The 24,729-nt window shown below is 72.1% G+C and carries 17 protein-coding genes; 14 read left to right on the top strand and 3 right to left on the bottom strand.

Annotation, left to right across the window (positions count from 1 at the left end; genetic code table 11):
- Positions 1 to 59 precede the first annotated feature (59 nt).
- Positions 60 to 2,243, bottom strand: coding sequence for an alpha-1,4-glucan--maltose-1-phosphate maltosyltransferase (locus tag HTZ77_RS26655; protein WP_175592418.1), 2,184 nt, complete (start codon positions 2,241 to 2,243; stop codon positions 60 to 62).
- A 239-nt stretch (positions 2,244 to 2,482) separates the two neighbouring features.
- Here HTZ77_RS26655 and glgP point away from each other — a divergent pair, with 239 nt between their 5' ends.
- The gene (glgP, locus tag HTZ77_RS26650; RefSeq protein ID WP_175592417.1) at positions 2,483 to 5,065 is read left to right on the top strand and encodes an alpha-glucan family phosphorylase; all 2,583 of its coding nucleotides are present in this window, start codon (positions 2,483 to 2,485) and stop codon (positions 5,063 to 5,065) included.
- Positions 5,066 to 5,123: 58 nt separating this feature from the next.
- Complete coding sequence (locus HTZ77_RS26645) at positions 5,124 to 6,020, top strand: MurR/RpiR family transcriptional regulator (RefSeq protein ID WP_175592416.1); 897 nt, start codon at positions 5,124 to 5,126, stop codon at positions 6,018 to 6,020.
- On the opposite strand, the gene HTZ77_RS26640 is transcribed toward HTZ77_RS26645, so the two are convergent.
- Positions 5,983 to 7,902: an N-acetylmuramoyl-L-alanine amidase gene (locus tag HTZ77_RS26640; protein WP_175592415.1), complete on the bottom strand. Its 1,920-nt coding sequence runs from the start codon at positions 7,900 to 7,902 to the stop codon at positions 5,983 to 5,985. The two genes, HTZ77_RS26645 and HTZ77_RS26640, sit on opposite strands and share 38 nt — an antisense overlap.
- Positions 7,903 to 8,040: 138 nt before the next feature.
- Between HTZ77_RS26640 and HTZ77_RS26635 the strand changes: the two genes are divergently transcribed.
- A complete protein-coding gene (locus HTZ77_RS26635) occupies positions 8,041 to 8,814 on the top strand; it encodes an enoyl-CoA hydratase/isomerase family protein (RefSeq protein WP_175592414.1) in 774 nt (257 codons plus the stop codon).
- 129 nt (positions 8,815 to 8,943) lie between these two features.
- Here HTZ77_RS26635 and HTZ77_RS26630 read toward each other — a convergent pair whose 3' ends face one another.
- Complete coding sequence (locus HTZ77_RS26630) at positions 8,944 to 10,290, bottom strand: glycoside hydrolase family 30 protein (RefSeq protein ID WP_175592413.1); 1,347 nt, start codon at positions 10,288 to 10,290, stop codon at positions 8,944 to 8,946.
- Positions 10,291 to 10,517: 227 nt separating this feature from the next.
- Between HTZ77_RS26630 and HTZ77_RS26625 the strand changes: the two genes are divergently transcribed.
- The 11 genes from HTZ77_RS26625 to HTZ77_RS26575 all read left to right on the top strand — a co-directional run bounded on the left by HTZ77_RS26625 (position 10,518) and on the right by HTZ77_RS26575 (position 24,678).
- Positions 10,518 to 10,880 carry a hypothetical protein gene (locus tag HTZ77_RS26625; protein ID WP_175592412.1) on the top strand — a complete coding sequence of 121 codons (363 nt, stop codon included), beginning with the start codon at positions 10,518 to 10,520 and terminating at the stop codon, positions 10,878 to 10,880.
- Positions 10,877 to 12,082, top strand: a complete 1,206-nt coding sequence (locus HTZ77_RS26620; RefSeq protein WP_175592411.1) for a DUF6395 domain-containing protein — start codon at positions 10,877 to 10,879, stop codon at positions 12,080 to 12,082. Before HTZ77_RS26625 ends, HTZ77_RS26620 begins: the two co-directional genes overlap by 4 nt.
- Before the next feature lie 20 nt (positions 12,083 to 12,102).
- Complete coding sequence (locus HTZ77_RS26615) at positions 12,103 to 12,945, top strand: M55 family metallopeptidase (RefSeq protein WP_175592410.1); 843 nt, start codon at positions 12,103 to 12,105, stop codon at positions 12,943 to 12,945.
- Positions 12,946 to 13,066: 121 nt separating this feature from the next.
- Entirely contained in the window at positions 13,067 to 14,617 is a 1,551-nt protein-coding gene (locus tag HTZ77_RS26610) for a flavin monoamine oxidase family protein (RefSeq protein ID WP_328808779.1), read from the top strand.
- A gap of 56 nt (positions 14,618 to 14,673) precedes the next feature.
- Positions 14,674 to 15,195 (top strand): YbaK/EbsC family protein, encoded by a 522-nt coding sequence (locus HTZ77_RS26605; RefSeq protein WP_175592409.1) that lies wholly within the window; start codon positions 14,674 to 14,676, stop codon positions 15,193 to 15,195.
- A 136-nt stretch (positions 15,196 to 15,331) separates the two neighbouring features.
- Positions 15,332 to 17,860, top strand: coding sequence for a serine/threonine-protein kinase (locus HTZ77_RS46620; RefSeq protein WP_328808778.1), 2,529 nt, complete (start codon positions 15,332 to 15,334; stop codon positions 17,858 to 17,860).
- A 16-nt stretch (positions 17,861 to 17,876) separates the two neighbouring features.
- Positions 17,877 to 19,736: a serine/threonine-protein kinase gene (locus tag HTZ77_RS26595; RefSeq protein WP_175592408.1), complete on the top strand. Its 1,860-nt coding sequence runs from the start codon at positions 17,877 to 17,879 to the stop codon at positions 19,734 to 19,736.
- A gap of 44 nt (positions 19,737 to 19,780) precedes the next feature.
- Entirely contained in the window at positions 19,781 to 21,574 is a 1,794-nt protein-coding gene (locus HTZ77_RS45445) for a serine/threonine-protein kinase (protein ID WP_205303536.1), read from the top strand.
- Between the two features lie 252 nt (positions 21,575 to 21,826).
- A complete protein-coding gene (locus HTZ77_RS26585; RefSeq protein WP_175592407.1) occupies positions 21,827 to 22,606 on the top strand; it encodes an electron transfer flavoprotein subunit beta/FixA family protein in 780 nt (259 codons plus the stop codon).
- 19 nt (positions 22,607 to 22,625) lie between these two features.
- Entirely contained in the window at positions 22,626 to 23,579 is a 954-nt protein-coding gene (locus tag HTZ77_RS26580; RefSeq protein WP_175592406.1) for an electron transfer flavoprotein subunit alpha/FixB family protein, read from the top strand.
- Positions 23,580 to 23,802: 223 nt separating this feature from the next.
- Positions 23,803 to 24,678, top strand: a complete 876-nt coding sequence (locus HTZ77_RS26575; protein WP_235995174.1) for an RpnC/YadD family protein — start codon at positions 23,803 to 23,805, stop codon at positions 24,676 to 24,678.
- Positions 24,679 to 24,729: the final 51 nt, after the last annotated feature.

The following is a 24,729-nucleotide window of genomic DNA, read 5'->3' as shown; positions in this document are numbered from 1 at the left end:
GCCGGGCTCATGAGGGAGGCGCTAACACACACGTTGAAGACTCCCCGCTGAATTCTGGTCTACCGTGGCGCGGCTCGAACGGTGAAGATGTGGGCAGGATGGATATGGGGATCGAGGCGGACATAATTCCCCTGCCGCCAACGATACGACTCGCCGGACAGTTCGTCGTCGACCACGAACTCAGCGTTCCAGTCCAGGCCGAGCGCCGGCATGTCGAGGTCGACCGTCGCCTCGTGGGTGTGGTGAGGATCGAGGTTGACGACGGCGAGGACGACGTCGCCCAGCCCGTGCCGTCGTGTGGCAGGGTCGTAGGCGCCCGGAAGTCGCTTGGAGAAGCAGACCACATCCGGTTGGTCGACGCGGTGGAACCGTAGATTACGCAATTCCTGGAGCGCCGGATGAGCTCTTCGGAACAAATTAAGGTGCGTGATGAACGGGGCGAGTGTACGACCTTCCCGCTCCGCCGCGTCCCAATCGCGAGGTCTGTACTGATATTTCTCGCTATCGAGATATTCTTCGCTTCCGGGGCGGACAGGAATGTTTTCCCCGAGTTCGTACCCGGAATACACGCCCCACGTCGGCGAGACCAGCGCGGCCAGCACGGCACGGATCTTGAACGCGGGGATCCCCCCGTGCTGCAGATACTCGTGCAGGATGTCCGGCGTGTTGACGAACAGGTTGGGCCGCAGGAAGAACGACGTGTCCTGGGCCAGCTCCGACAGGTAGGACTCCACGTCCTGCTTGGAGTTCTTCCACGTGAAGTACGTGTACGACTGGTGGAAGCCGACCTTGGCCAGGGTCTGCAGCATCGCCGGCCGGGTGAACGCCTCGGCGAGGAACAGCACGTCGGGGTCGGTCCGGTGGATGTCGGCCAGCAGCCGCTCCCAGAAGCCCACCGGTTTGGTGTGCGGGTTGTCCACCCGGAAGATCCGCACGCCGTGGTCCATCCAGTGCCGGACCACCCGGCGGACCTCGGCGAAGATGCCCTCCGGGTCCTTGTCGAAGTTGATCGGGTAGATGTCCTGGTACTTCTTGGGCGGGTTCTCGGCGTACGCGATCGTGCCGTCGGCCCGGATCGTGAACCACTCGGGATGCTCCTTGACCCACGGATGGTCGGGGGAGCACTGGAGCGCCAGGTCGAGCGCGACCTCCATGCCGAGCTCGCGGGTCCGGGCCACGAACGCGTCGAAGTCCTCGATCGTGCCGAGGTCGGGATGGACGGCGTCGTGCCCGCCCTCCTCCGAGCCGATCGCCCACGGCGAGCCCGGCTCGTCGGGCTCGGGGCTGAGCGTGTTGTTGCGCCCCTTGCGGAACGTGTGACCGATCGGGTGGATCGGCGGCAGGTAGACGACGTCGAAGCCCATCTTGGCGACTGCGGGCAGCCGCCTGGCCGCTGTCTGGAAATTTCCGGATCTGGTGATGCCGTGGTCGTCGACCAGGGCGCCCTCCGACCGCGGGAAGAACTCGTACCACGAGCCGTACAGCGCCCTGCGCCGATCGACCACGATCTTCCTCGGCCGCGACCTGGTGACCAGATCGCGCAGCGGATGCGCGTCCAGCAGCGCCGCCGTCTCGGGAAGCTGGACGATCGACAGCCGGGCCCGCGGGTCCAGGTCGTCGTCACGCAACGTGGACGCGATCGCCAGCAGCGCCGCGCGGTGCCCGCACGCGCTCTCGCCGCCCGCCTCCTTCTGCCCTCCCTGCTTCTCCGGGCCCTGCTTCTCTGTGCCCTGCCTCCCGGGGCCCTGCTTCGCCGCCGCGCGTGCGGCGGCCCGGGCCGGATCGGCCGGGATGTGCCCGTTCCTGGCCTGCGGCGTCGTGCGCCCGCCGGGGGCGGGGCAGTCGGCCTGTCGCACGCCGCGGGCCGCCCGCTCGAACAGCCGGGCGCCCTCCTCGCACATCAGGTCGACGTCCATGCCACGCGGGATCTTGATCTCGGCGTCGTGCAGCCACGTCGCGATGGGGTCGCTCCACGCCTCCACGCGGAACAACCACTCACCCTCGGTGGGCAGGCTGACCTCGACGCCCCACCGGTCGGTGCCCGGTGAGAGCTCGCGCATCGGTCTCAGCCGATCACGCTGCCCGTCGGGCGCGGTGAGGACCACGCCCGCGGCCACGGCGTCGTGGCCTTCTCGGAACACGGTCGCCGAGACCTGGAAGGTCTCACCGGCGACCGCCTTGGCGGGCCACTGCCCGCAGTCGACGACGGGGTGGATGTCCGTGATGGGAATTCTTCCGATCATCGCGCATTTCGAGGTTGCGACGGCACACTCGGTACCGCCGGAGGCTTCCGTGGCAAGAACGATCCTTGCATGTAAATTGTGGGCAGCAGCGGATAGACCTCCCGTGTCCCCGGGAGAACTGACAATGGTGGAAGTTGCCCCAATCGTCGCGCTTCATGCTTCTTCCCGGAAGGGGTTTGAACGTCCTTGCTGAGGGTGAGGGACTGAGAGGTCCCTCCTAGCCCATAGGGTGCACAAACGTGAGAGCAATCCGCCGGTTTACCGTACGCACAGTCCTGCCCCGGGAGCTGGCCGCACTCGGCGAGCTGGTCCACAACCTGCGCTGGTCGTGGCACCCCGAGACCACAGACCTGTTCGCCGAGGTCGACCCGCGCCTGTGGGAACAGGTGGGCCACGACCCGGTGGCCCTCCTCGGCGCCGTCGACCCGGCCAGGCTGTCCGAGCTGGCCGCCGACCGCCGCTTCCTGCGCCGTCTCGCCGACGCCGCCGACGACCTGCGCGAGTACATGACCGCCCCGCGGTGGTACCAGACGCTGCCCGACGCCGCGGGCGCCATCGCCTACTTCTCCCCCGAGTACGGCATCGCCGCCGCGCTCCCGCAGTACTCCGGCGGGCTCGGGATCCTGGCCGGAGACCACCTCAAGGCCGCCAGCGACCTCGGCGTCCCCATCCTCGCCGTGGGCCTGCTCTACCGGCACGGCTACTTCACCCAGTCGCTGTCGCCCGAGGGCTGGCAGCTCGAGCACTACCCGTCGCTCGACGCGGGCGGCCTGCCGCTGACCCTCCTGAAGGAGGAGGACGGCACCCCCGTCAAGATCCGCGTCGGCCTGCCCGAGGGCCGGGCGCTGCACGCCCAGCTCTGGGTGGCCCAGGTCGGCCGCGTGCCGCTGCTGCTGCTCGACTCCGACGTGGCCGACAACGACAGCGCGGCCCGCGACGTCACCGACCGCCTCTACGGCGGCGGCACCGACCACCGCCTCATGCAGGAGCTGCTGCTGGGCGTGGGCGGCGTGCGCGCCATCCGCGCCTACTGCCGCATCACCGGCCACCCCGACCCCGAGGTCTTCCACACCAACGAGGGCCACGCCGGGTTCCTCGGCCTGGAGCGCATCCGCGAGCTGACCGAGGCGCGGCTGTCGTTCGACGAGGCCCTGGAGGCCGTGCGGGCCGGCACGGTCTTCACCACGCACACGCCGGTGCCCGCGGGCATCGACCGCTTCCCCATCGAGATGATCGAGCGGCACTTCGGCGGCGACAACGCCTGGCCGACCGTGCCCGTCGAGCGCATCCTCGCCCTGGGCGCCGAGGCCGACCCCGGCCGCTTCAACATGGCGGTCATGGGCATGCGGCTGGCCCAGCGCGTCAACGGCGTCTCGGAGCTGCACGGCGAGGTCAGCCGAGAGATGTTCAAGAACCTCTGGCCCGGCTTCGACGTGGACGAGGTGCCGATCGGCTCGATCACCAACGGCGTGCACGCCCCCACCTGGGTGGGCCGCGAGATGATGGAGCTGGCCGGACGCGAGCTGCCCCTGCTCATCGAGCGGGCGCGCGGCTGGGACGGCATCCAGAAGATCTCCGACGCCGAGATCTGGGAGATCCGGCGCACCCTGCGCCGCCGCCTGGTCGAGGGGGCCCGGGCCCGGCTGCGCCGCTCCTGGCGCGACCGCGGCGCCTCCGACGCCGAGCTCGGCTGGATCGACGACGCCCTCGACCCCGACGTGCTGACGATCGGCTTCGCCCGCCGGGTGCCGTCGTACAAGCGGCTCACGCTCATGCTGCGCGACCCCGAGCGGCTCAGGAGCCTGCTGCTCGACCCGGACAAGCCGGTGCAGATCGTGATCGCCGGCAAGGCCCACCCGGCCGACGAGGGCGGCAAGAAGCTGATCCAGCAGATCGTCAAGTTCGCCGACCACCCCGACGTGCGGCACCGCATCGTGTTCCTGCCCGACTACGACATGGCGCTCGGCCAGCTCATGACGCAGGGCAGCGACGTGTGGCTGAACAACCCGCTGCGCCCGCTGGAGGCGTCCGGCACGTCCGGCATGAAGTCGGCCCTGAACGGCGGGCTCAACCTGTCCATCCGCGACGGGTGGTGGGACGAGTGGTACGACGGCACCAACGGCTGGGCGATCCCCACGGCCGACGGCGTCGCCGACCCCGACCGGCGTGACGAGCTGGAGGCCGCCGCCCTGTACGACCTGATCGAGCACGAGGTGTCCGACCGGTTCTACGACCGGGCGGCCGACGGGCTGCCGCGCCGCTGGATGGAGATGGTCAAGCACACGCTGACCTCGCTCGGTCCCAAGGTGCTGGCCGGCCGGATGCTGCGCGACTACGTCCTCAGCCTGTACACGCCGGCGGCCAAGGCGGGCCGCGCGCTCGCGGCCGACTCCCACGCCGGGGCCCGCTCGTTCGCCGCCTGGCGGCTGCGCGTGTCCAAGGCGTGGCCGGGGGTGCGGGTCGAGCACGTGGAGGCGTCCGGCGTCGGCGACACCCCCGAGGTGGGCAACGTGATGGAGCTGCGGGCCACGATCGCGCTCGGCGACCTGGCCCCGGACGACGTGCTCGTCCAGGCCGCCTACGGCCGGGTCGGGCCGCACGACGAGCTGGTCCACCCGGGCTACCTGGCCCTCACGCCCGTCGACAGCGACGACGACGGCCGCGCCCACTACGCGGGCGTGGTGCCGCTGGACCGCACGGGCGCGTTCGGCTACACGGTCCGGGTCGTGCCCCACCACCCGCTGGCGGCCTCGCCGGCCGAGCTCGGGCTGCTCACCGTGCCCGAGGAGCCGGTCGGGATGACCAACGGCACCCTGCGGTGACCGCACGCACGCCGTACGGACGGGGCGCGAGGCCTTGACGCCGCTGGATAATCGGGATGTGGACAACAGCGGGAACGGCGTGCGCGCCGACACTCTGGTGGCCACGGTCCGCGGCGTGCTGCCCTCGTTGACGCCCGCCGCGCAGACCGTCGCCCGCCTCATCCTGGAGGATCCCGCGACGGTGGCCCGGAGCACCATCACCGAGCTGTCCGCCGCTTCGGGCACCAGCGAGGCCACGATCGTGCGCACGGCCAGGCTGCTGGGCTTCGCGGGTTACCCGCAGCTCCGGCTGGCCCTGGCCGCGGCGGCGGCGCAGCCCGACCGGCTGGTGCCCGGCGACCTCGCCCCCGACGACCCGTTGTCCGAGGTCATCGTGAAGGTGGCCAGGGCCGAGTCCGAGGCGATCAACGACACGGTCGCCCAGCTCACCTCCGAGCGGCTGGGCCTGGTCATCGACGCCATCGTGGGGGCGCGGCGGATCGACGCGTACGGTGTGGGCGCCTCGGGCCTGGTAGCGGCGGACGTCGCGCAGAAGCTGCTGCGCATCGGCGTGTCCTGCCACGCCTTCCAGGACGCCCACCTCGCGCTGACCAGCTCCGTCCTCCTGCGGCCCGGCGACGTCGCCATCGGCATCAGCACGTCCGGCGAGACGCCGGACGTGCTGGAGCCGCTGGGCCGGGCCAAGGAGGCCGGCGCCACCACCGTGGCGATCACCAACAACCCGCGCTCGACGATCGCGGAGCTGGCCGAGCACGTGCTCATCTCGGCCGGGCGCGAGACGGAGTTCCGTCCCGGCGCGCTGGCCAGCCGCATCAGCCAGCTCCTGGTCATCGACTGCGTGTTCGTCGGCGTCGCCCAGCGCACGTTCGACTCCTCGCAGGAGGCGTGGAACAGCACCAGGCGCGCCGTTCAGGAGTTCACCCGGAGAACGTCACACGCACGTCGTCAGCCTTGACGAACATGACGCGGTGCCCGAACTGGATCTCCAGGTACTTCGTCTTGCCCTTGACCACGGTGTGCGGCTCCGGCTCGAAGGTGACCGCCCGGTAGTACTCGGTCGCCGCCGGGCCGGCCAGGGTGTACTTCTCGCCGGCCGAGAACGTGTACTGCAGCGGGGTGACCGCCTGGTACGGGATGTCGACCGGGTACGCCTCCTTCTCCGGGTAGGCCCTGCCGTACACGGGGACCGTGGCGAGGCCCGGCTTGGGCGTCACCACGAGGCCCATGGAGGGCACGGCGGTCGGCGCGGAGGCCGGGTTGTGGAACCACGCCTTCTGGCCGAGGTACCAGATCGCGGTCCAGTCGCCCTGCCGGTCGGCCACGGCGAAGCGCTGGCCGGTGGTGGCGCGGGCGCTGTGGTCGTACACGCTGTAGAGCGAGTCGCCCGTGGGGTGCTTGCCGATGTCCTTGATCAGCGGGGCGTCGGCGCGCGGCTCGGTGCGCAGCCAGACCGTGGAGGCGGGCAGCGGCGGGCAGGCGTTCTCCGGGTTCTTGCGGTCGCAGCCGTAGAAGTACGGCTTGTTGGTCGCGAAGTCCGGCTTGATCATGACGGAGCCCGACCTGGGGCCGCCGAACTGGTGCAGCGGGGCGCCGATCAGCTCGAAGTAGTGCGCCCAGTCCCAGAACGGTCCCGGGTCCTCGTGCATGCCCTTGACCGTGGTCGGCAGGGTGCCGGGCACGTTGTCGTGGCCGAGGATGTGCGCGCGGTCGAGCGGCACGCCGTGGCGCAGCGCCAGGTAGCGCACCAGCTTGGCCGACGACCGGTACATCGCCTCGGTGTACCAGGTGCTGCCCTCGGCCAGGAAGCCCTCGTGCTCGATGCCGATGGACTTGGCGTTGATGTACCAGTTGCCGGCCTGCCAGCCGACGTCCTTGGTCTTGATCTGCTGGGCGATGTGGCCGTCGCTGGAACGGACGGAGTAGTGCCAGCTCCCGGGCCACTTCGGGTCCTGGTTGAGCTTGACCGAGGGCGCCCAGTAGCCCTCCATGTCGTGGATGATGATGTAGTCGACCTTCTGGCTGACGGGCCGGTTCGCCAGGTCGTAGTGGCCGTAGTCGTCGTTCGGGAGCTGGGCGTAGGCCGCGGGGATCCACTCGCAGGAGATGGAGGGCGGGCACTCGACGCCGTCGCGGCGCGGCGGGCGCAGGCCGAGCTTCTCCAGCCACTTCTCCACGGCCTCCAGGCCGGGAACCGGCTTGAGGACGACGCGGCCGCCGTCGTCGGTGACCCGGTCGGCGCCTTCCTTGATCGTCGCGTACACCTCGTCGGCGAAGACCTTGGCGGCCTGCGACTCCTCGGCGCCGGAGTACTTCGCGACCGCTCCGTACCACTCGCCCGGGTCGTCGCTCAGCGGCGCGCCGAGCGACTTCTGGTAGTCGGCGAGCAGCGCGGCGCCGCCCCGGATGTTGGCGGCGTCGTCGGCGCGCAGCTTCTCGCGGCTCTCACCGGTGAGCTCGGCGGCCTTCTCGATGGTGCGCAGCGAGGCGGGGATCTCGGCGGGGGCGGGGGTGTCGGCGGGGGCGGCCAGCGGACGGCTCTCGTCGCCGCGGGCGTCCTCCTCGCTCCCGCCGTGGTGGTTGGTGCCGGTGAAGGAGGCGGCGTCGGTCAGGTGCATGGGGCCGAACCCGGCGTTGTTGCTGGGCTGGCCGGCGTGGGCGTCCCAGCGCGACTCCAGGTAGGAGACGCCCAGCAGGACGCTTTCGGGGACCTTGAACTCCGCGGCGGCGGCGCTGAACGCCTGCTGCCGGTCGTCCGGTTCGGCGGCGGCCTGCGCCGTCGTGGGGATGCTCGCTAAGGGGAGGAAGGCGACCGCGGCGATCGCCAGCGCTCTGCGCATGGGCGCTCCTAGACTGCTGGGGGTGCTGCAACGCACAGCGTCTCAATATTTTCTTTCTGCGGCGAGAGCTTTGCGAAGGATTTTTTCACGCATGGGCGCCGCCGGATCTTCGCGGGGACGCTCTTGTAGGGTCGGGGCATGGCTGAGTTCGTACGCGTAGAGGTCGCCGGGCAGACCGCCACCATCAGGCTCGACCGCCCCAAGATGAACGCCCTCAACCGCCAGGCCCAGCACGAGATCGCCGAGGCGGCCCGCGCCGTCGACGCCGACCCCGCCGTGCACGCGGTCGTGCTCTACGGCGGCGAGCGCGTCTTCGCCGCCGGCGTCGACGTCAAGGAGATGGTCACCATGTCGTACGCCGACATGGCCCTCCACTCCCGCACGCTGCAGGACTGCTTCACGGCGGTCGCACGCATCGGCAAGCCGGTCATCGCCGCCGTCACCGGCTACGCCCTCGGCGGCGGGTGCGAGCTCGCGCTGTGCGCCGACTTCCGCGTCGCGGGCGAGTCGGCCAAGCTCGGCCAGCCGGAGATCCAGCTCGGCATCATCCCGGGCGCGGGCGGCACGCAGCGGCTGCCGCGCCTGGTCGGCCCGGCCCGGGCCAAGGACCTCATCTTCAGCGGCCGGCACGTCCCGGCCGCCGAGGCCCTCGCGATGGGGCTGGTCGACCGGGTGGTGCCGGACGCGGAGGTGTACACGGCGGCGCTGGAGTGGGCGGCCACGTTCGCCGACGGCCCGACGGTGGCGTTCCGCGCGGCCAAGCAGGCCATCGACGGGGGGCTTGACGTCGATCTCGACACGGGGCTGGAGATCGAGCGCCTGCAGTTCTCCGGTCTCTTCGCCACCGAGGACGCGCGCACGGGCATGACGGCGTTCGCCGAGAAGACCCGGCCGAAGTTCTCCGGTCGATGAACTTCTTCCGTTACGGCTCCGCCCGCCTGGCCCCAGTCGCCGTACGGGGCTGAGGGCCTCCAGGGGAACGCCCGCTGAGCCCGCGCGGGGCCGGGCGCCGTCACGTGCGTCAAGTCACCACGGTCGTGGTCAACCCCTGACCACGACCGTGGTGAGCGATCTCGGCGCGAGCGTCACCGCGCGGCCGGTCACCTCTGACTTCGCCAGGTCGTGGGCCTCGTCCGTGACGTAGGTCGTCGCCTGGCCGCGAACGTCGCTCCACGTGACCGGGCTCGTCCCCGTGTTGAGGATCTCCACCACCCGGGAGCCGTCCGTGTTCCGGAATGCCGAAACTTTCAGTGACGGGTCGGTCGCCGAGGCGTCCAGCCGGACCGCTCCGGGGCGGATGAAGCGGCTGTAGGCGGCCAGGGCCCACAGGCGCTTGGAGACGTGGTACGTCCTGGTCGTCTCGTCGATCTGGAGCAGCGCGCGGGTGGCGCCGCGCGAGGCGCCCAGCCAGTAGACGTAGCCGCTCACGTCGCCCAGCGTGAGGGCGTCGTGCACGGCCGAGGCGATCGCCATGCCGTCGTAGCCGCCGCCGTCGTCCCAGCGCTCGTCCCACGTGTCGCCGTTGGGGTTCCACTCCGACATCCACGTCCTGCGGGTCGTGGGCAGCGGCCCGTCCACCGGGCTGGCGTAGGTGTGGCCGGTGTGGGTCCTCACCCAGCGGCGCGCCTCCGGGTCGGCCTCGACGGCCGCCGAGTACGCCTTGGCCTCCTTCCAGCCGAACGAGTCGCAGCACACCAGGTTCACGCCCTTGGCGATGGGCCCGAGGATCTTTGCGAACGCGGCGGCCTCGGCCGGGGTGAACCGCATCGAGGCGTAGGTGGCGGTGAAGTCCGGCTCGTTGGTGAAGCCGAGGTCGGTGATCCTGATGCCCTCCCGGGCGTAGAAGCGGGTGTACTGGGCCAGGTAGCGGGCGTAGGCGGTGCGCCACTCGGGTTTGAGGGCGCCGCCGTTCTTGTCGTCGCCGTTCTCCTTCATGTAGCCGGGGGCGCTCCAGGCGTCGGCGACGAAGCGCCGCACGCCGTACTCCTTGGCCGCCCTGGCCACCCAGACCTGGCTGTTGTCGTCGCCGTCCCAGACGTAGCGGGGCGGCGCGTCGGGGCCGCCCGGGTCCTCCGGCTGGATGGAGACCATGTGGTCGTACGGGCTGCCGGCGGGGGAGGAGCCGATGCCGAGCCGCAGGATGCTGAACCCGGCGCCCTTGGCGCGGTCGAACCACAGGTCGAGGATCTCGCGCTGCCGGTCCTCGGGCAGCGCGCGGAGGAGCTCGTTGCGCCGGAACGCCTGGGAGATGCCGAAGCCGTCGATCTCCTGGTGGCGGACGTGCTCCCGCACCGTGATCACGCCCGGTGCGGTGGTGTCGGGGCCGGCGGATGGGGTGTGGACGGCCGGCAGGCCGAGCAGGGTGATCGCGACAACGCCTCGCCACATGGCGGCCTCCGAAAGTTTCGGGAGATCATCGATATATTTCGCGCGCGTGCCGGAAACGTAAGCGCCGGCCGAGGATCCGTCAACACCCCTGTCAGAGCGGGAGCGGGGCGAGGGGGCGGCGTTCACCCGGTCCGGGCACGGCTGCGCGCGGGGGCGAGTAAGAGAGAGTGTTGCCATTCGGGCACGGCGCCATGGTGGGTGGCGATTTCCCACTATGGTGACGTTTCATGATGCGCGTCCTGGTCCCCGCGCGGCTCCGTCAGGCCGTGCGCACGTGGTTCGATGCCCGCTACATCTCCATCGCCGACCACCGCCAGGACATCAGGGACGCCCTGTGGGAGGTCCAGACGCTGCGCCGGGAGATGGCGACGCTCCAGGCGGAGGTGGAGCGCCTGCGCAAGGCCGGGCCCGCAGCCCCGGGGCCGGACCGTGCCAAACTCGACGAGACCCGCCGCATCGCCCAGGACACCCAGCGCCTGGCCCAGGAGACGGCCAAGGCGATGGACGGCGTGCTGCAGAACGAGGTCCTGGTCTGGCAGGCCATCGACGAGCTCAGGGACCGCGCGGCCGGCGTCGCGGAGCGGTCGTGAGGGTGACCTGGTCGGGCGGCGACCTGACCTTCCGCCTCGACCCCGAGGACGAGATCACCGGCCACGCCTCCGACGGTCACCCCGTCAAGCTCGCGATCAACTCGTGCTCCCTCTCGGACGTGCCGGACGACGCCCATCCCGACCTGTTCGCCGTGGCCGCGTGGACCGTCGTCGCCCCGTGGACGCGCAGGCGGGTCACCTTCGACCGGGCGGTGTCGCCCGAGGTCGCCGCCGCGCTGCACGACGGGTGGGGGATCGAGGCCGGGCCCGTGGGCGCCGAGCCGCGCCGTGCCGGGAGCACGCTGGCGATCTCCTACAGCGGCGGCGCGGACTCCGTGGCCGCGGCCACCGTCTACCCGGACGCGCCGTTCGTCCACTTCCAGCGGGTGCCGCATGCCCGCGTCCCCAACCGGTGGCCGCACTACCGCTCGGACGTGCTGGCCAAGCTGGCCCGGGGGACCGGGCGCGACCTCACGATCGTGCGGTCCGACCTGGAGTACACGCTCGCCGAGCCCCGGCCCGGCTACCCCGAGCACCAGGCCGTCGCGGCCGGCGCGCTGCTGTCGGCCGACCGGCTCGGCCTCGGCGGGCTCGGCTTCGGGTACGAGATGGGCTCCCGGTGGCTCGGCGGTGGCCGTTACCTGCTGCGCTACACCCCGGACAACGACCTGTGGGCGCCGCACGGCAAGTGGGGCCGGCTGTTCGCGACGGTGGGCGTCCACATCGTGCTGCCCGTCGGCGGGGTCAGCGAGGCCGTCACCATGAGGCTCGCGCTCGGCTCCGACCTCAAGGACTCCGTCCGCTGGTGCCTGCGCGGCACTGACGGCCCCTGCCGTACCTGCGGCAAGTGCCTGTACAAGGAGCTCATCCAGGCCGCGATCGAGCGGCGGCCGCTCGACACGCCCATCACCGCCGACCGGCCCGTGGCGCGCAAGTGGATGCGCCCGCCGCCCTACGGCGGCCAGGAGATGATCCAGTACGGCCTGGCCCGCGTGCCCGGGATCGAGGACACGCTGTTCGCCACGGCCCTGACGTACTTCGACGTCAGCGAGGAGTCGACGAGCTGGCTCGACCACTGCTACCCGAGGGCGATCGAGGAGATCCCGGAGCCGTGGCGGGAGCAGGCGGCGGCGTTCATGGCGGCCGACGTCGGCTTCATGACCGACGACGAGGTGCGCCGGGTGGAGAGCTGGGGCTCGTGAACGAGGGAGGAACGCGGCGGATGAAGGTGTACCTGTCGGTCGACATGGAGGGCGTCACCGGGCTCACCGACCCGGAGGAGATGCACGCCGGCAAGCGCGGCTACGAGCGCGGGTGCGAGCTGATGACGGCCGACGCCAACGCCGCCGTCGAGGGCGCTCACGCGGCCGGGGCCACGTCGGTGCTGGTCAACGACGCCCACGGGTCCACCAAGAACCTCCGCATCGACCTGCTCGACCCCCGCGCCACCCTCATCCGCGGCCCCGGCAAGGCTCAGCGGATGGCGCAGGGCCTGGACTCCTCGTTCCAGGCGGCCGGATTCGTCGGCTACCACGCCCGCGCCGGGGTGCAGCACGGCGTGCTCAACCACACGTGGATGGGCAAGGAGATCCAGAACGTCTACCTCAACGGCGAGGTGTGCGGCGAGACCCGGCTGGTGGCCGCGTGCGCCGGGTTCCACGGCGTGCCGGTCGTGCTGGTCAGCGGGGACGAGGCCGTGGGCGAGGAGGCCCGCGAGCTGCTCGGCGACGTCGAGACGGTCGCGGTGAAGAAGGGGATCGACAAGTTCTCGGCCGAGCTGCTGCCGCCGAGCGTGGCCCAGGCCCGCATCCGTGACGCCATGGCCCGCGCCCTCAACCGGTTGACCGACTTCACGCCGTACACGCTGGCTCCGCCGTACACGCTGGGGGTGGAGTGGAACTCCACCGCCATCGCCGCCGCGGTCGGGCTGATCCCGGGCGTGAAGGCGGCGGGGACGCGCCACACCGAGTTCACGACGGACGACTTCACGCAGATCATGGCGCTGTTCGGCATCTTCGCCACGATCGGCGGCCAGATCGCCTGCGGCAGCGGCCCCTACGGCTGAGCCCCCTCCGGGGCCGCGGGGTGTCCGGCACGCGGGTGCCGGGGCGCGGGTGTACGGTGCGGAGCGGCCGTCGCTCCGTCGCGGGCGGCGGGCCGGGAACATGCCTGGAGAGAGGTGCGGCGTGGAGGGTGCGGCGCTGACGCGGCGGGGGCTGCTCGTCGGCATCGGGGCGGTCGGCGGCGCGGGCGCCATGTACGCCGCCATGGGCGCCCTGGGCCTGGCGCCGTCCGGGCAGGACAAGGCGTTCGCCGCCCCGCGGTCCGGTGACTTCTCGCTCACCGGCCGGGCCGCGGGCACGGTGGTCATCCTCGGCGCGGGCGTGGCCGGGCTCACCGTGGCGTACGAGCTGGGCAAGGCCGGCTACGACTGCACGCTGCTGGAGGCGCGCGACCGCACCGGCGGGCGCAACCTCACGCTGCGCGGCGGCGACCGGCTGACCGAGGCGGGCGGCGTCACGCAGGAGGCGAGGTTCGGCGAGGGCGTCTACTTCAACGCGGGGCCCGGTCGCATCGCGCAGTGGATGGTCACGCTCGACTACTGCCGCGAGCTCGGCGTGCCGATCGAGACGTTCGTCAACAGCAACGCCCAGGCGTACGTCCATACGAGCGGCGGCACGGTGCGGGCCCGCACCGCGAAAGCTGACATGTATGGGTATGTAGCGGAGTTACTCGCGAAGGCGACCAACGCCGGAGCGCTCGACCGGGAGCTGACCCGCGACGACCGGGAGCACCTGCTCGACTTCCTGCGCCGCTTCGGCGACCTCGGCCCCAAGCTCGACTACGAGGGCTCGCCCCGGCGCGGTTACCTGAAGTATCCGGCGCTGGACGGCGGCACCCCCGTCCCCGGCCCCGGCGCGCTCCACGACGTCCTCGCCGCCGGCACCGGCCGCTCCATACTCAACGACTTCGGCTACGACCAGGCCACCCCCATGTTCCAGCCGGTCGGCGGCATGGACGCCATCGTGGAACGGCTGACCGAGGCCGTTGGCGCCGACCGCGTCAGGACGGGCGCCAAGGTCACGCAGATCACGAACCAGGCCGACGGCGTCGAGGTCGTCTGGGACGGCGGCCGGATCAAGGCCGACTACTGCGTCGCCACCCTGCCGCCCCACGTGCTCGCCCGGATCCCGCACAACCTCGGCGTCGAGGTCACCGCCGCGCTCAGGACGCCCGTCCCGGTCGCCGCCGGCAAGATCGGCATGGAGTACGACCGGCGCTGGTGGGAGCTGGAGGACCGCGTCTACGGCGGCATCACCGAGACCGACCTGGACATCACCCACATCTGGTACCCCTCGCACGGCTACCACTCCGAGCGCGGCCTGATCGTCGGCTACTACAACACCGGGCCCGAGGCCGAGCTGTACGGCGCGCTCACCCCCGAGGACCGCCGCCGCCGCGCCCTCACCCAAGGCCGCAAGATCCACGGCGACAAGTACGGCAAGGGCCTGCTGTCCAGCGTCTCCATCGCCTGGGAACGCCAGGAGCACATCCAGGGCGGCTGGGTGCGCTGGCCGGCCTTTGATTCGTCGTTCACTCTTCTGCAACGCCCCAGCGGAAGGGTCTACTTCGCGGGCGACTGGCTCACCCACCTGATCGCCTGGCAGGCGGGGGCCATGGAGTCGGCCCGCGCCGCCGTCACGCAGCTCCACCAGAGGGTGCTGCGCTCGCAGTGACGGCACGCTGTCACCGGGACCGCGTAGGGTCCTGGGGGAGCGAACGAGGAGATGGGATGACATTGCACTGGGTGCCCGCGACCGAACGGACCGACCTGCTGGCGGACCCGGTGGCCCGTGCCGTGCGCGAGCTGCCCGGTCTCGCCGAGGTGGCCGAGATCGACCCCGAGCTGGCCGACACGGCCGCCTTCTGCGAGCGCTACGGCGTGACCATGGACGAGTCGGCCAACTGCGTCGTCGTCGCGGCCAGGCGCGGCGGCGAGACCCGCTACGCGGCCTGCATGGTGCTGGCCACGACCCGGGTCGACGTCAACGGCGTGGTGCGCAGACACCTGGAGGCGCGCAAGGCGAGCTTCGCGCCGATGGCGGACGCGGTGGAGCTGACCGGCATGGAGTACGGCGGCATCACGCCGCTGGGCCTGCCGGCCGACTGGCCGATCCTGGTGGACGCGCGCGTGGCCGAGCACCCGAGGGTGGTCGTCGGCAGCGGGCTGCGCAGGAGCAAGCTGGCGGTCGCCGGGTCCACCCTGGCCGGGCTGAAGGGCGCGGAGGTCCTCGCCCTGGCCGACGACGCATAGCGCAAGTCGCCGCGACCCCGCGAATGTCGTGGCCGATTCGATACCGAGGGATCGGAAACCGATGGCCCCGATCCGGACGTTGTACGAGTGGGAATGTGGCCTCATGGTTCATCTCGTGGGCGGGGATTAAGCCGGTATGGTGCTTCATGCCATGAACGATGACCGACTTGGCCCTTACCGGCTGCTCAGGCGGCTCGGTGAAGGCGGAATGGGCGTTGTCCACCTCGCTGCCGACCCTCAGGGGAGGCACGTGGCGGTCAAGGTCCTGCGCGGCGAGGTCGCCGGTGACGAGGTCGCCAGGCGACGGCTGTCGCGCGAGGTCGAGACCATGCGCCGGGTGCGCAGCCGGTACATCGCCGAGGTCGTCGACGCCGACGTCACCGGTCATCGTCCGTACATCGTCACGCGCTACGTCCCCGGACGCTCGCTGGACGAGATCGTCAAGGACGACGGCCCGCTCGACCTGCCCGCCGTGGTGCGCATCGCGCACGGCGTGGCGACGGCGCTGTCCGCGGTCCACTCCGTCGGCGTGATCCACCGTGACCTCAAGCCCGGCAACGTGCTGATCCTCGACGGCGAGCCGGTGCTCATCGACTTCGGCATCGCCCAGGCGGTCGACGCCACGCGGCTGACCCAGACCGGCATGTTCATCGGCACGCCCGGCTACCTCGCCCCGGAGATCATCGAGGGGCAGGAGGCGGGGCCGGAGGTCGACGTCCACGCCTGGGCCGGCACGCTGCTGTACGCCTGCACCGGCCAGCCGCCCTTCGGCAAGGGCACGCTGGAGATGATCTTCTACAACATCACCGCGGGCAAGGCCGAGATCGGGGCCGCGCCGGCCGAGCTGCAGCCGCTGCTCAAGGCCGCCTTCCAGCGCAACCCCGGCAAGCGGCCGAAGGCCGCCGAGCTGGCCGAGCAGACCGCGCGCATGCTGCCCCGGTCGCCGGGCGGGTCGCCGGACGAGATCTCGACGGTGCCGGGCCCCGACCGGTTCGACCTGCCGGCGCCGCGGCCCGTCGCCGAGCGCCCGGCCTGGGAGATCTCCACGCCGCCGGTCACGCCCCGCCAGCTCCTCGACGGGCAGGAGGTCCGCTTCGGCCAGCCGGGCGTGCCCGCTCCCGGGCAGACGCCGCCGGGCCAGGACCAGCCGTACGTGTCGCTGCTCGGCCAGGGCGGCCCGGCCGTTCCAGGAGCCGGTCAGGGCGGCCCGGTCGTTCCGGGAGCCGGTCAGGGCGGCCCGGTTGTTCCCGGAGCCGGTCCGGGCGGTTCGGGGACCGGTCAGGGGACCGGGCAGAGCGGCCCCGTGGCGGGCGCTCCGGGCGCGGGGCAGGCCGGTCCGACACCGGGCGGCGACCAGTCCGACCCGTGGGCGAGCGACGAGGGCGACCCGTGGCCGACCCGCCGCGTCACGCCCGAGGAACTGCGCCGCATGCAGCAGGAGAGCGGCGCCCAGCCGTGGCAGGGCGCCCCGCGGCCGGGCGACGGCCCGGCGTACCCGCGGCCGGGCGACAACGCGTTCTCGCGGCCGGGTGACAGTGCCGCGTCCCCCTGGCCCGGTGAGGGCTCCGCGTCCCCGTGGCCCCAGGAGCACGGCCCGCTGCCGTCGCAGGAGGGCGACGTGCCGACGCGGCGCGTGCGCCCCGACAGCCCCGACTACGGCCGCCCGAACGTCGACTACGGCCGCCCCGGCCCCGCGCCGGGCACGGGACCGAACGCGGGTCCCGCGCCGTATCCCGGATCGGGACCGCACGCCGCGGCCCATCCAGGATCGGGCCCGCACGGCGGGCCCGCGGCGTTTTCCGGGCCGGCCGCCTACTCCGGCCCGCACGCCACGCCCGCGTCCGGCCCGCAGGCCGGCCACCAGGCAGGTCAGCAGGCGGGTCAGCAGGCGGGTCATCAGTCCGGGCACGCGTTCGGCATGGGCGGCCCGGCCGGGCCGGGGTCGCAGGGGCGTCCCACGCAGCAGCCGCCGCCCCCCTACATCCCCGCCCAGCCCCACTACCCGCCGGACCCGCGGACCAAGCGGGAGCCGTTCGTCCCGGGCGCCGTACCCGGCCAGGTGCTCCAGCGCTCCCGGGCCTACGGCGTGGCGGGCGCGATGCTCCTCGTCGTCATGATCGTGGTGGCGGTCATGGCGCCCGTGCTGGTGGCCGCGGTGGTCGTGCCCGTCGCGGTGCTGCTGCGCGCCGCTGACCTGGCCCAGCCGGAGCTGATCGCGCGCCGCTCGACCGGCGCGGCGGCGCTGGACGTGGTCAGGGTGTTCGCGCATCCGCAGGCGCTGGCCAAGTCCGTGGGCATCACGCTCGCGCTGGTTCTTTACGCGCTCATTCTCGGGCTACCCGTTACGCTGCTCCTCACCGTGGTGCTCGGTACGGACCCGTACAACGCGCTGGCCTGGGGAGCGTCGGTCGCCCTCTGGACCCTGTGCGCGGGCCCGGGTGTGGAGGGTCCGGGGCGCCAGATGCGCAGGACGCTCGCTTCCCTCGTACCCTCGAGAACAGCGGCGATGGTGCTGGCGGGCGTCCTCGGGGCGGCCGCGGCGTTGTCGCTGCTCCTCGCCTACGGCACGTTCAGGGACGACGCGAGGAGGGCCGTATGGGCTCCGGTGGACGTGGGACCTGTGGTGGAGCAGCTCGACGGACTGAAGGGGGACTCGGGGGGATGACGGGGGGAAGACGGCGATGAGCACGGGCAATACCCAGGCGCCAGAGCGGCTCGGCCCCTACCGGGTGATACGGAAGATCGGCGAGGGCGGCATGGGGGTTGTCCACCTCGGCGTCGACTCCGAGGGCCGCGAGGTCGCGATCAAGGTGCTCCACCCGCACGTGGCCGCCGACCTCAAGGCCCGCGACCGGCTCACCCGCGAGGTCGAGACCATGCGGCGGGTGCGCAGCCCGCACGTGGCCGAGGTGCTCGACGCCGAGCTCGTCGGTGGCCAGCCGTACGTCGTGACCCGGTTCGCGCCCGGTCGCACGCTGGAGGAGACCGTACTCAACGACGGCGCTCTGCCCGCGGGCGAGGTGATCAAACTCGCGCGGGGGCTCTGCCAGGCGCTGGTGTCCATCCACGCCGCCGACGTGATCCACCGCGACTTCAAGCCGTCCAACGTCATGCTGGTCGACGGTGAGCCGCTGGTCATCGACTTCGGCATCGCCCACCTGGTCAACGCCACGCGGCTGACCCAGACGGGCATGTTCGTCGGCACGCCGGGCTACCTCGCGCCCGAGATCATCCGCGACTCCGAGATCACCCAGGCGGCCGACGTCCACGCGCTGGCCTCCACGGTGTTCTTCGCCGCGACGGGCGCGCCGCCGTTCGGCACGGGCACGTTCGAGGCGGTCTGCTTCAACATCATGGAGGGACGCGCCCAGCTCGACAAGGCGCCCGCGTGGCTGCGCGGCTGGCTCTCGCGCGCCCTGGACGTCGACCCGTCCGCCCGGCCCAGCGCCCAGGAGCTCCTGCGCATGGCCAGGGCGCTCGACCCGTCGGTGACGACGTTCCACGAGGCCGCGCCGCAGGCGCAGTCGGGCGGCACGAAGAAGCTGTCCACCCGCACGCGCGTCCTCGACGCCCAGGACTCCTACGCCGACCTGCTGCCGCCCGTCGAGTACGGCCCGCCGCAGCCCCGTTACGAGCCGAAGCCCCGGCAGGAGCGCCCCCGGCAGGAGGAGCGCCCGCCGCCCTACGTCCCGGCGCCCATGCCGGCCCGCGCGCCCCGGCCCGACCAGCGGGTGGCCGGGCCGGCCCCCGGCTACCCGGCCACCCAGGACGGCTACCGTCCGGCCACCCAGCCGCCCCGGTACACGCCGCCCGCGACCCAGGGTGGTCACCGCCCGGCCACCCCGCCGTCCCCGTACACGCCGCCCGCCGAGCGCAAGCGCTACCTGGTGGGCAGCCAGCTCGTCGGCGGGCTGCTGCTGGTCATGCTGGTCGCGCTGACGGTCATGATGCCCGTGGCCGTGGGCGCGGTGGCCGTCGCGCTCGCGGTGGTGCTGCGGGTGGGCGACTACCTGTTCGGCGACATGGTCAAGCGCCGCCAGATCCGCGGCTCCAGCGCCGCCGACCCGCTGCTCGTGCTCGTCGGCACCCCGTGGGCGCTGGTCAAGGCGGCGCTCGTGTCGCTGGTCCACGTGCCGTTGTCGATCCTGTTCGGCCTCTGCGTGTACGGCGTGCTGCGCTGGGGCGGCGGTATGAACGACATGAACCAGGCCGTCGCGTGGGCCGCGGGCGCCTTCACGGCCGGCCTGTTCGTCCTGCCGGGCGGCGGCCCGCCCCGCCGGACGGTCACCCGGGCGATCACCGGCATGCTGCGCAGCCCGGGAGCGGCCACGGTGGCGCTGCTGGCGGTGGGCACCGTGACGCTGGTCGTCGTGATGTTCGCGCTGGGCCAGGAGACGGTGTGGGAGCCGTGGCGCGCCCCCCAGACCGTGATCAGGGAGCTGTCGCGCAGCGCACGGGACAGCGCGACGGGTCTCATGACCGGCCTCATCGACGATCTCCTGCGCCAGGTCGGGCTGGGCTTCCTGTCACCCTGGTCCTGAGCGTCCTGCGTGTCCTGACCCGCCCCTGAGGGGAAGGAAGGGGTATGAGCGAGCATCTCGGTCCGTACCACCTGCTCTCCAGGCTCGGTTCCGGCGGTTTCGGCGAGGTGCATCTCGCGCTCGACCCCGAGGGGCGCACGGTCGCGGTCAAGGTGCTGCATCCGCACGTCGCGGCCGACACCGTCGCGCTGGCGCGGCTGGCCCGCGAGGTCGAGACGATGCGCCGGGTCGGCGGACCGTACGTGGCGGAGGTGCTCGACGCCTCGCTGGACGGCGGCCGGCCGGGCGACGGCGCGCGGCCGTACCTGGTCACCCGCTACGTGCAGGGCAGGCCGCTCAGCGCGGTGGCCGTCCCGGTGGCCGACCTGCCGCGCCTGGCGGCCGGGCTGGCGGCGGCGCTGCTGGCCATGCACGAGGCGGGCGTCATCCACCGCGACCTCAAGCCGGCCAACGTGATGATGGTCGAGGGGCGGGCCGTGGTCATCGACTTCGGGATCGCGAGCGCGCTCGACTCGCTGTCGGTGACGGCCTCGGGCGCGGTGGTGGGCACGCCCGGCTACCTGGCGCCCGAGGTGCTCGAAGGCCGCGAGGCGGGCATGGCGGCCGACGTGTTCTCCTTCGGGGCCACGCTGGCGTACGCGGCCACGGGACGCCAGCCGTACGGGCAGGGTCCCGCGTCGGCGGTCGCCTACCGGGTCGTCCACCACGAGCCCGACCTGGAGGGGGCTCCGGAGTGGCTGGAGCCGTTGCTGCGGCGGTGCCTGTCCACGGATCCCGCCGCGCGGCCCACGGCCGCCGAGCTGCACGCGGAGCTGGGGGCGCTCGCCGGGCCTCTGCCGTCCGAGCCGGCAGGCACACACGGGACGCCCGTGTCGCCGCCGGGCCTGTCGGTGTCGCAGACCGCCGCGGCCGACGGCGGGGCGGCAGGCGGCGTCCTGCCGGGCGGCGTCGCGCCGGGCGGTGCTGCGCTCGGGGGCGCGGTGTCCGGAGGCGTGGCGTCTGGGGGCGCGGTGTCTGGAGGCGCTGCGTCTGGAGGCGTGGCGTCTGGAGGCGCTGCGTCTGGAGGCGCTGTGTCCGGGGGCGTGGCGTCTGGAGGCGCTGTGTCCGGGGGCGGCGCGCAGGGGGGCCTGGCGGCGGGGGTTCCTCCGCCGGGCGGCAGCGCGGCCGGTGGGGCGGCCGGCGCGACAACCGACGGCACCGCCAGTGGGGCGACCGACGGCAGGACCGGTGGGGCGACCGGCGGCGCGGCCAGTGGGGCCGGCGGACTGGCCGGTGAGGCGGCCGTACGCCTCCCCGACGCGCCCGCCGCCCGGACGTCCTCGACGGGGCTGCCCGGCACGGACGCGTCCCGTCTCGACATGCCGGATCTGTCCGGCGTACGCGAGCCGGACCTGCGCCGCGACCGGCGGCGTTCCCGGGCGGAGCCGCGGCGCGAGGGCCTGCACGACCTGGAGACCCGCGAATGGCGGCCCGGGGACGACCGGCGCCGGCGCTCGCCCGAGGAGGCCAGGGCGCGGCACCGGGAGAAGGTGCGCAGGCGCTGGGTGATCGGCTCGGCCCTGTTCGTGGCGCTGCTGGCCGCCGCGGCGCGCGAGCCGCTGCCGGAGGTGACCCTGTTCCTGCTGGCCGGGTACACGCTCGCGGTGGTGGCCGACGCGGGCGTGGCGCTGCTGGCGCGCCGGCCGTACCGGACGAGCCGGATCGTGGTGGACTTCGCGAGCATCGCGGGCGCGGTGGGGCTGAGCCTGGGACTGAGCATGGCGTTCAGCACGTTCACGCTGGCATTGTTCGCGGGTACGGCGCTGGTGACGGGGATCGTGTTCCTGCTGTCCGCCTGACGGGCGCCCCTTCGAAGCGTACCGAACAAAGTTCGGTAGTGTGGGGGACGGTGACGCCGCGGCGCGGGCCCGGGAGGCCGTGTTTGCGCCGAAGCTACCCGTGGGTAACATGGCGGCGGGGAGCACGGGAGCGACCCGTGCCACCCGCTGTCACGGAGCCCACGGGACACCTGGCAGTCTGGACAGCATGCATCCAGCGCCCGCCGCACCGACGCGGTGGCGCACGCGAACACGGGAGGTCGGCCACCGGCCATGAACATCGTCGTCTGCGTGAAGCAGGTCCCCGACACGGCGACCGAGCGCAAGCTGCGGTCCGATGACAAGACGCTCGACCGTGACGCCGTAGACGGCGTGGTCAACGAGCTGGACGAGTATGCGGTCGAGGAGGCCCTGAAGCTCAAGGAGGCCCACGGCGGTGAGGTCACCGTCCTGTCCATGGGCCCCGGCAAGGCCACCGAGACCATCCGCAAGGCCCTGGCCATGGGCGCCGACAAGGCGGTCCACCTCAGCGATGACGCCCTGCACGGCTCCGACGCGCTGTCGACCTCCTATGCGATGGCGCAGGCGCTGAAGAAGATCGGCTTCGACCTGGTCATCCTCGGTTCCGAGTCCACCGACGCCCGCACCGGCGTGCTCGCCGCGATGCTGGCCGAGCGGCTCGGCACCCCGCAGCTCACCCTCGCCAACAAGGTCGAGGTCGACGGGTCGTCCATCGCGGTCCAGCGGCTGACCGACTACGGGTTCGACCGGGTCGAGGCCACGCTGCCCGCCGTCGTGTCCGTGGTGGAGAAGATCAACGAGCCGCGCTACCCGTCCTTCAAGGGCATCATGGCGGCCAAGAAGAAGCCGGTCGAGACGCTCGGCATCGCCGACGCCGAGATCGCGGCCGACCAGGTGGGTCTCGACGCCGCCTGGTCCGAGGTCGTCGACTTCGCCGCGGCCCCGCCGCGTGCGGCCGGCACGATCGTCAAGGACGAGGGCGACGGTGGCGCGAAGGCCGCCGACTTCCTCGCCTCCAAGAAGTTCATCTGAGAACGGGGGTTTTACTGATATGTCGGAGATTCTCGTTCTCGTCGAGCAGCTCGACGGCGAGGTCAAGAAGGTCACGCTGGAGCTGCTGACGCTGGCACGCGGCCTCGGCACGCCGGCCGCCGTCTGGGCCGGCCCCGGTCTCACTGACGCCGCCAAGGCCAGGCTGGCCGAGTACGGCGCCGAGAAGATCTACGTCGCCTCCTCCGCCGACGTGGTCGACCACGTGGTGGCCCCCAAGGCCGAGCTGCTCGCCCAGCTCGTGGCCGACAAGTCGCCCGCCGCCGTGCTGGTGGCGGCCACGGCCGAGGGCAAGGAGGTCGCCGGCCGCCTCGCGGTCAAGACCGACTCGGGCGTCATCACCGACGCCGTGGGCCTCGGCGAGGGCTTCGTGGCCGACCAGTCGATCTTCGGTGGCGGCGTCAACGTCCGCTCCCGGGTGCGCAAGGGCACGCCCATCGTCGCCGTACGCCCCAACTCCACCGCTCCCGAGCCCGTCGCGGGCGCCGGCGCGGAGGAGGAGGTGTCGCTCACCCTGAGCGACGCCGCCAAGGCGGCCCGCATCGTCGAGCGGGTCAAGCAGGAGAAGGGCGCCCGCCCCGAACTGACCGAGGCCGCGATCGTGGTCTCCGGCGGACGCGGTGTCGGCTCGGCCGAGAACTTCTCGGTCATCGAGGGCCTGGCCGACGCGCTCGGCGCGGCCGTGGGCGCCTCGCGCGCCGCCACGGACGCCGGCTGGTACCCGCACCAGTTCCAGGTCGGCCAGACCGGCAAGACCGTGTCGCCGCAGCTCTACATCGCGGCCGGCATCTCCGGCGCCATCCAGCACCGGGCCGGCATGCAGACCGCGAAGACGATCGTGGCGATCAACAAGGACCCGGAGGCGCCGATCTTCGAGCTCGCCGACTACGGCGTCGTGGGCGACCTGCACCAGGTCGTTCCGCAGCTCACCGAAGAGGTCACCAAGCGCAAGTAGCCGCAGGGGGAGAGCACGGTCTTCGCTCAAGGGCGCTTCGCGCAGAGAGCTCAGGCTGTGACTTTGGGGGGCGCAGCCCCCCAAACCCCCGCTCAAGAGCCGCTTCGCCGATCCGTCGGCCAAGGACGTCGGAGCGGCGTCACATGCCAGCCGTCTCCGAAACGGCTGGTCATGATGGCCGTTTTCCGTAACTGCATGTGCTTGACGTGTGACAATCAGTGCCATGCCGTCCCCCCGTCATGACGCCCTCATCCGGCTGTTCAGCAATCGTCCACAGCTGGCGGTCGAGGTGTTGCGTGATCTTCTGGGCATGGAGCTGCCCGCCACCCCGCTGGTCCGGCTGGAGCAGTCGACCTTCAACACTCGGCCTTCTGACGACATCGAGGCCGACCTGGTCATCGTCTTAGGGCCGCCGCAGACGCCTGCCCACGCCATCATCGTGGAGATCCAGCAGGACAAGTCCAAGAACCCCCGGCAACTGGCGCGCTATGCCGCCGCGTTGTGGTTGTTGCTGGGCTGCGATGTCACCGTTCTGCTCATCTGCCCCGATCGGGGAGTTGCCGCTCACTATGCGGTGCCGATCGATTCCGGGCTGACCGGATATCGCCTGCAGGCCCAGGTGCTGGGCCCGGACGGCATACCGGTCATCACCGATCCTCAGGAAGCTGCGGCCAACCTGGGGTTGTCGGCCATGGCGGTCATGGTCCACGGCCGTGACCGCAAGGTGGTGGAGGCTTTCGCCACGGCGTTGACCGCGCGTGACGAACACGCTCCGAAGTACTATGAATACGCCTACAGCATGTCGGCGCCCGAAGTGCGGCACCTCCTGGAGGAGATCATGACGTCCACAGACTGGCCCGTCTACAGCCCCTTCGCCCGCGAGCACTACGGCCGCGGTCTCGACGAAGGCCGAGCCGAGGGCAAGGCCGAAGAGGCGGCCAGGATGCTTCTGCTCGTGCTGGGGGCCCGCGGCTTGGACGTTCCGGACGACGTACGCGCCCAGATCTCCACCTGCGCTGATCTTGCCCAGCTGGAGAGCTGGATGACCCGCGCGGCGACCGCTCAGAGTCTTCAGGATCTGTTCGACCAGAGCGGCTGACAGCCTCGTCCGCGCGGACACCAGCCGCTCGTGACCGCCGCCTTGGGCCAG

Source organism: Nonomuraea montanisoli (assembly GCF_013363975.1).
GTDB classification, from domain to species: Bacteria; Actinomycetota; Actinomycetes; order Streptosporangiales; family Streptosporangiaceae; genus Nonomuraea; species Nonomuraea montanisoli.
The sequence above is the reverse complement of the archived record's forward strand: the minus strand, read 5'-3'. Positions and strand labels throughout refer to the sequence as shown.

What these genes read in the sequence shown, in the direction of transcription:
- HTZ77_RS26585 (WP_175592407.1), top strand. Translation starts at nt 21,827, where the DNA reads ATGAACATCGTCGTCTGCGTGAAGCAGGTCCCCGACACGGCGACCGAG.
- HTZ77_RS46620 (WP_328808778.1), top strand. Translation starts at nt 15,332, where the DNA reads ATGGTGCTTCATGCCATGAACGATGACCGACTTGGCCCTTACCGGCTG.
- HTZ77_RS26655 (WP_175592418.1), bottom strand. Translation starts at nt 2,243, where the DNA reads ATGATCGGAAGAATTCCCATCACGGACATCCACCCCGTCGTCGACTGC.
- HTZ77_RS26615 (WP_175592410.1), top strand. Translation starts at nt 12,103, where the DNA reads ATGAAGGTGTACCTGTCGGTCGACATGGAGGGCGTCACCGGGCTCACC.
- HTZ77_RS26635 (WP_175592414.1), top strand. Translation starts at nt 8,041, where the DNA reads ATGGCTGAGTTCGTACGCGTAGAGGTCGCCGGGCAGACCGCCACCATC.
- HTZ77_RS26630 (WP_175592413.1), bottom strand. Translation starts at nt 10,290, where the DNA reads ATGTGGCGAGGCGTTGTCGCGATCACCCTGCTCGGCCTGCCGGCCGTC.
- HTZ77_RS26640 (WP_175592415.1), bottom strand. Translation starts at nt 7,902, where the DNA reads ATGCGCAGAGCGCTGGCGATCGCCGCGGTCGCCTTCCTCCCCTTAGCG.
- HTZ77_RS26575 (WP_235995174.1), top strand. Translation starts at nt 23,803, where the DNA reads ATGCCGTCCCCCCGTCATGACGCCCTCATCCGGCTGTTCAGCAATCGT.
- HTZ77_RS26595 (WP_175592408.1), top strand. Translation starts at nt 17,877, where the DNA reads ATGAGCACGGGCAATACCCAGGCGCCAGAGCGGCTCGGCCCCTACCGG.
- HTZ77_RS26605 (WP_175592409.1), top strand. Translation starts at nt 14,674, where the DNA reads ATGACATTGCACTGGGTGCCCGCGACCGAACGGACCGACCTGCTGGCG.
- HTZ77_RS45445 (WP_205303536.1), top strand. Translation starts at nt 19,781, where the DNA reads ATGAGCGAGCATCTCGGTCCGTACCACCTGCTCTCCAGGCTCGGTTCC.
- HTZ77_RS26580 (WP_175592406.1), top strand. Translation starts at nt 22,626, where the DNA reads ATGTCGGAGATTCTCGTTCTCGTCGAGCAGCTCGACGGCGAGGTCAAG.
- HTZ77_RS26625 (WP_175592412.1), top strand. Translation starts at nt 10,518, where the DNA reads ATGATGCGCGTCCTGGTCCCCGCGCGGCTCCGTCAGGCCGTGCGCACG.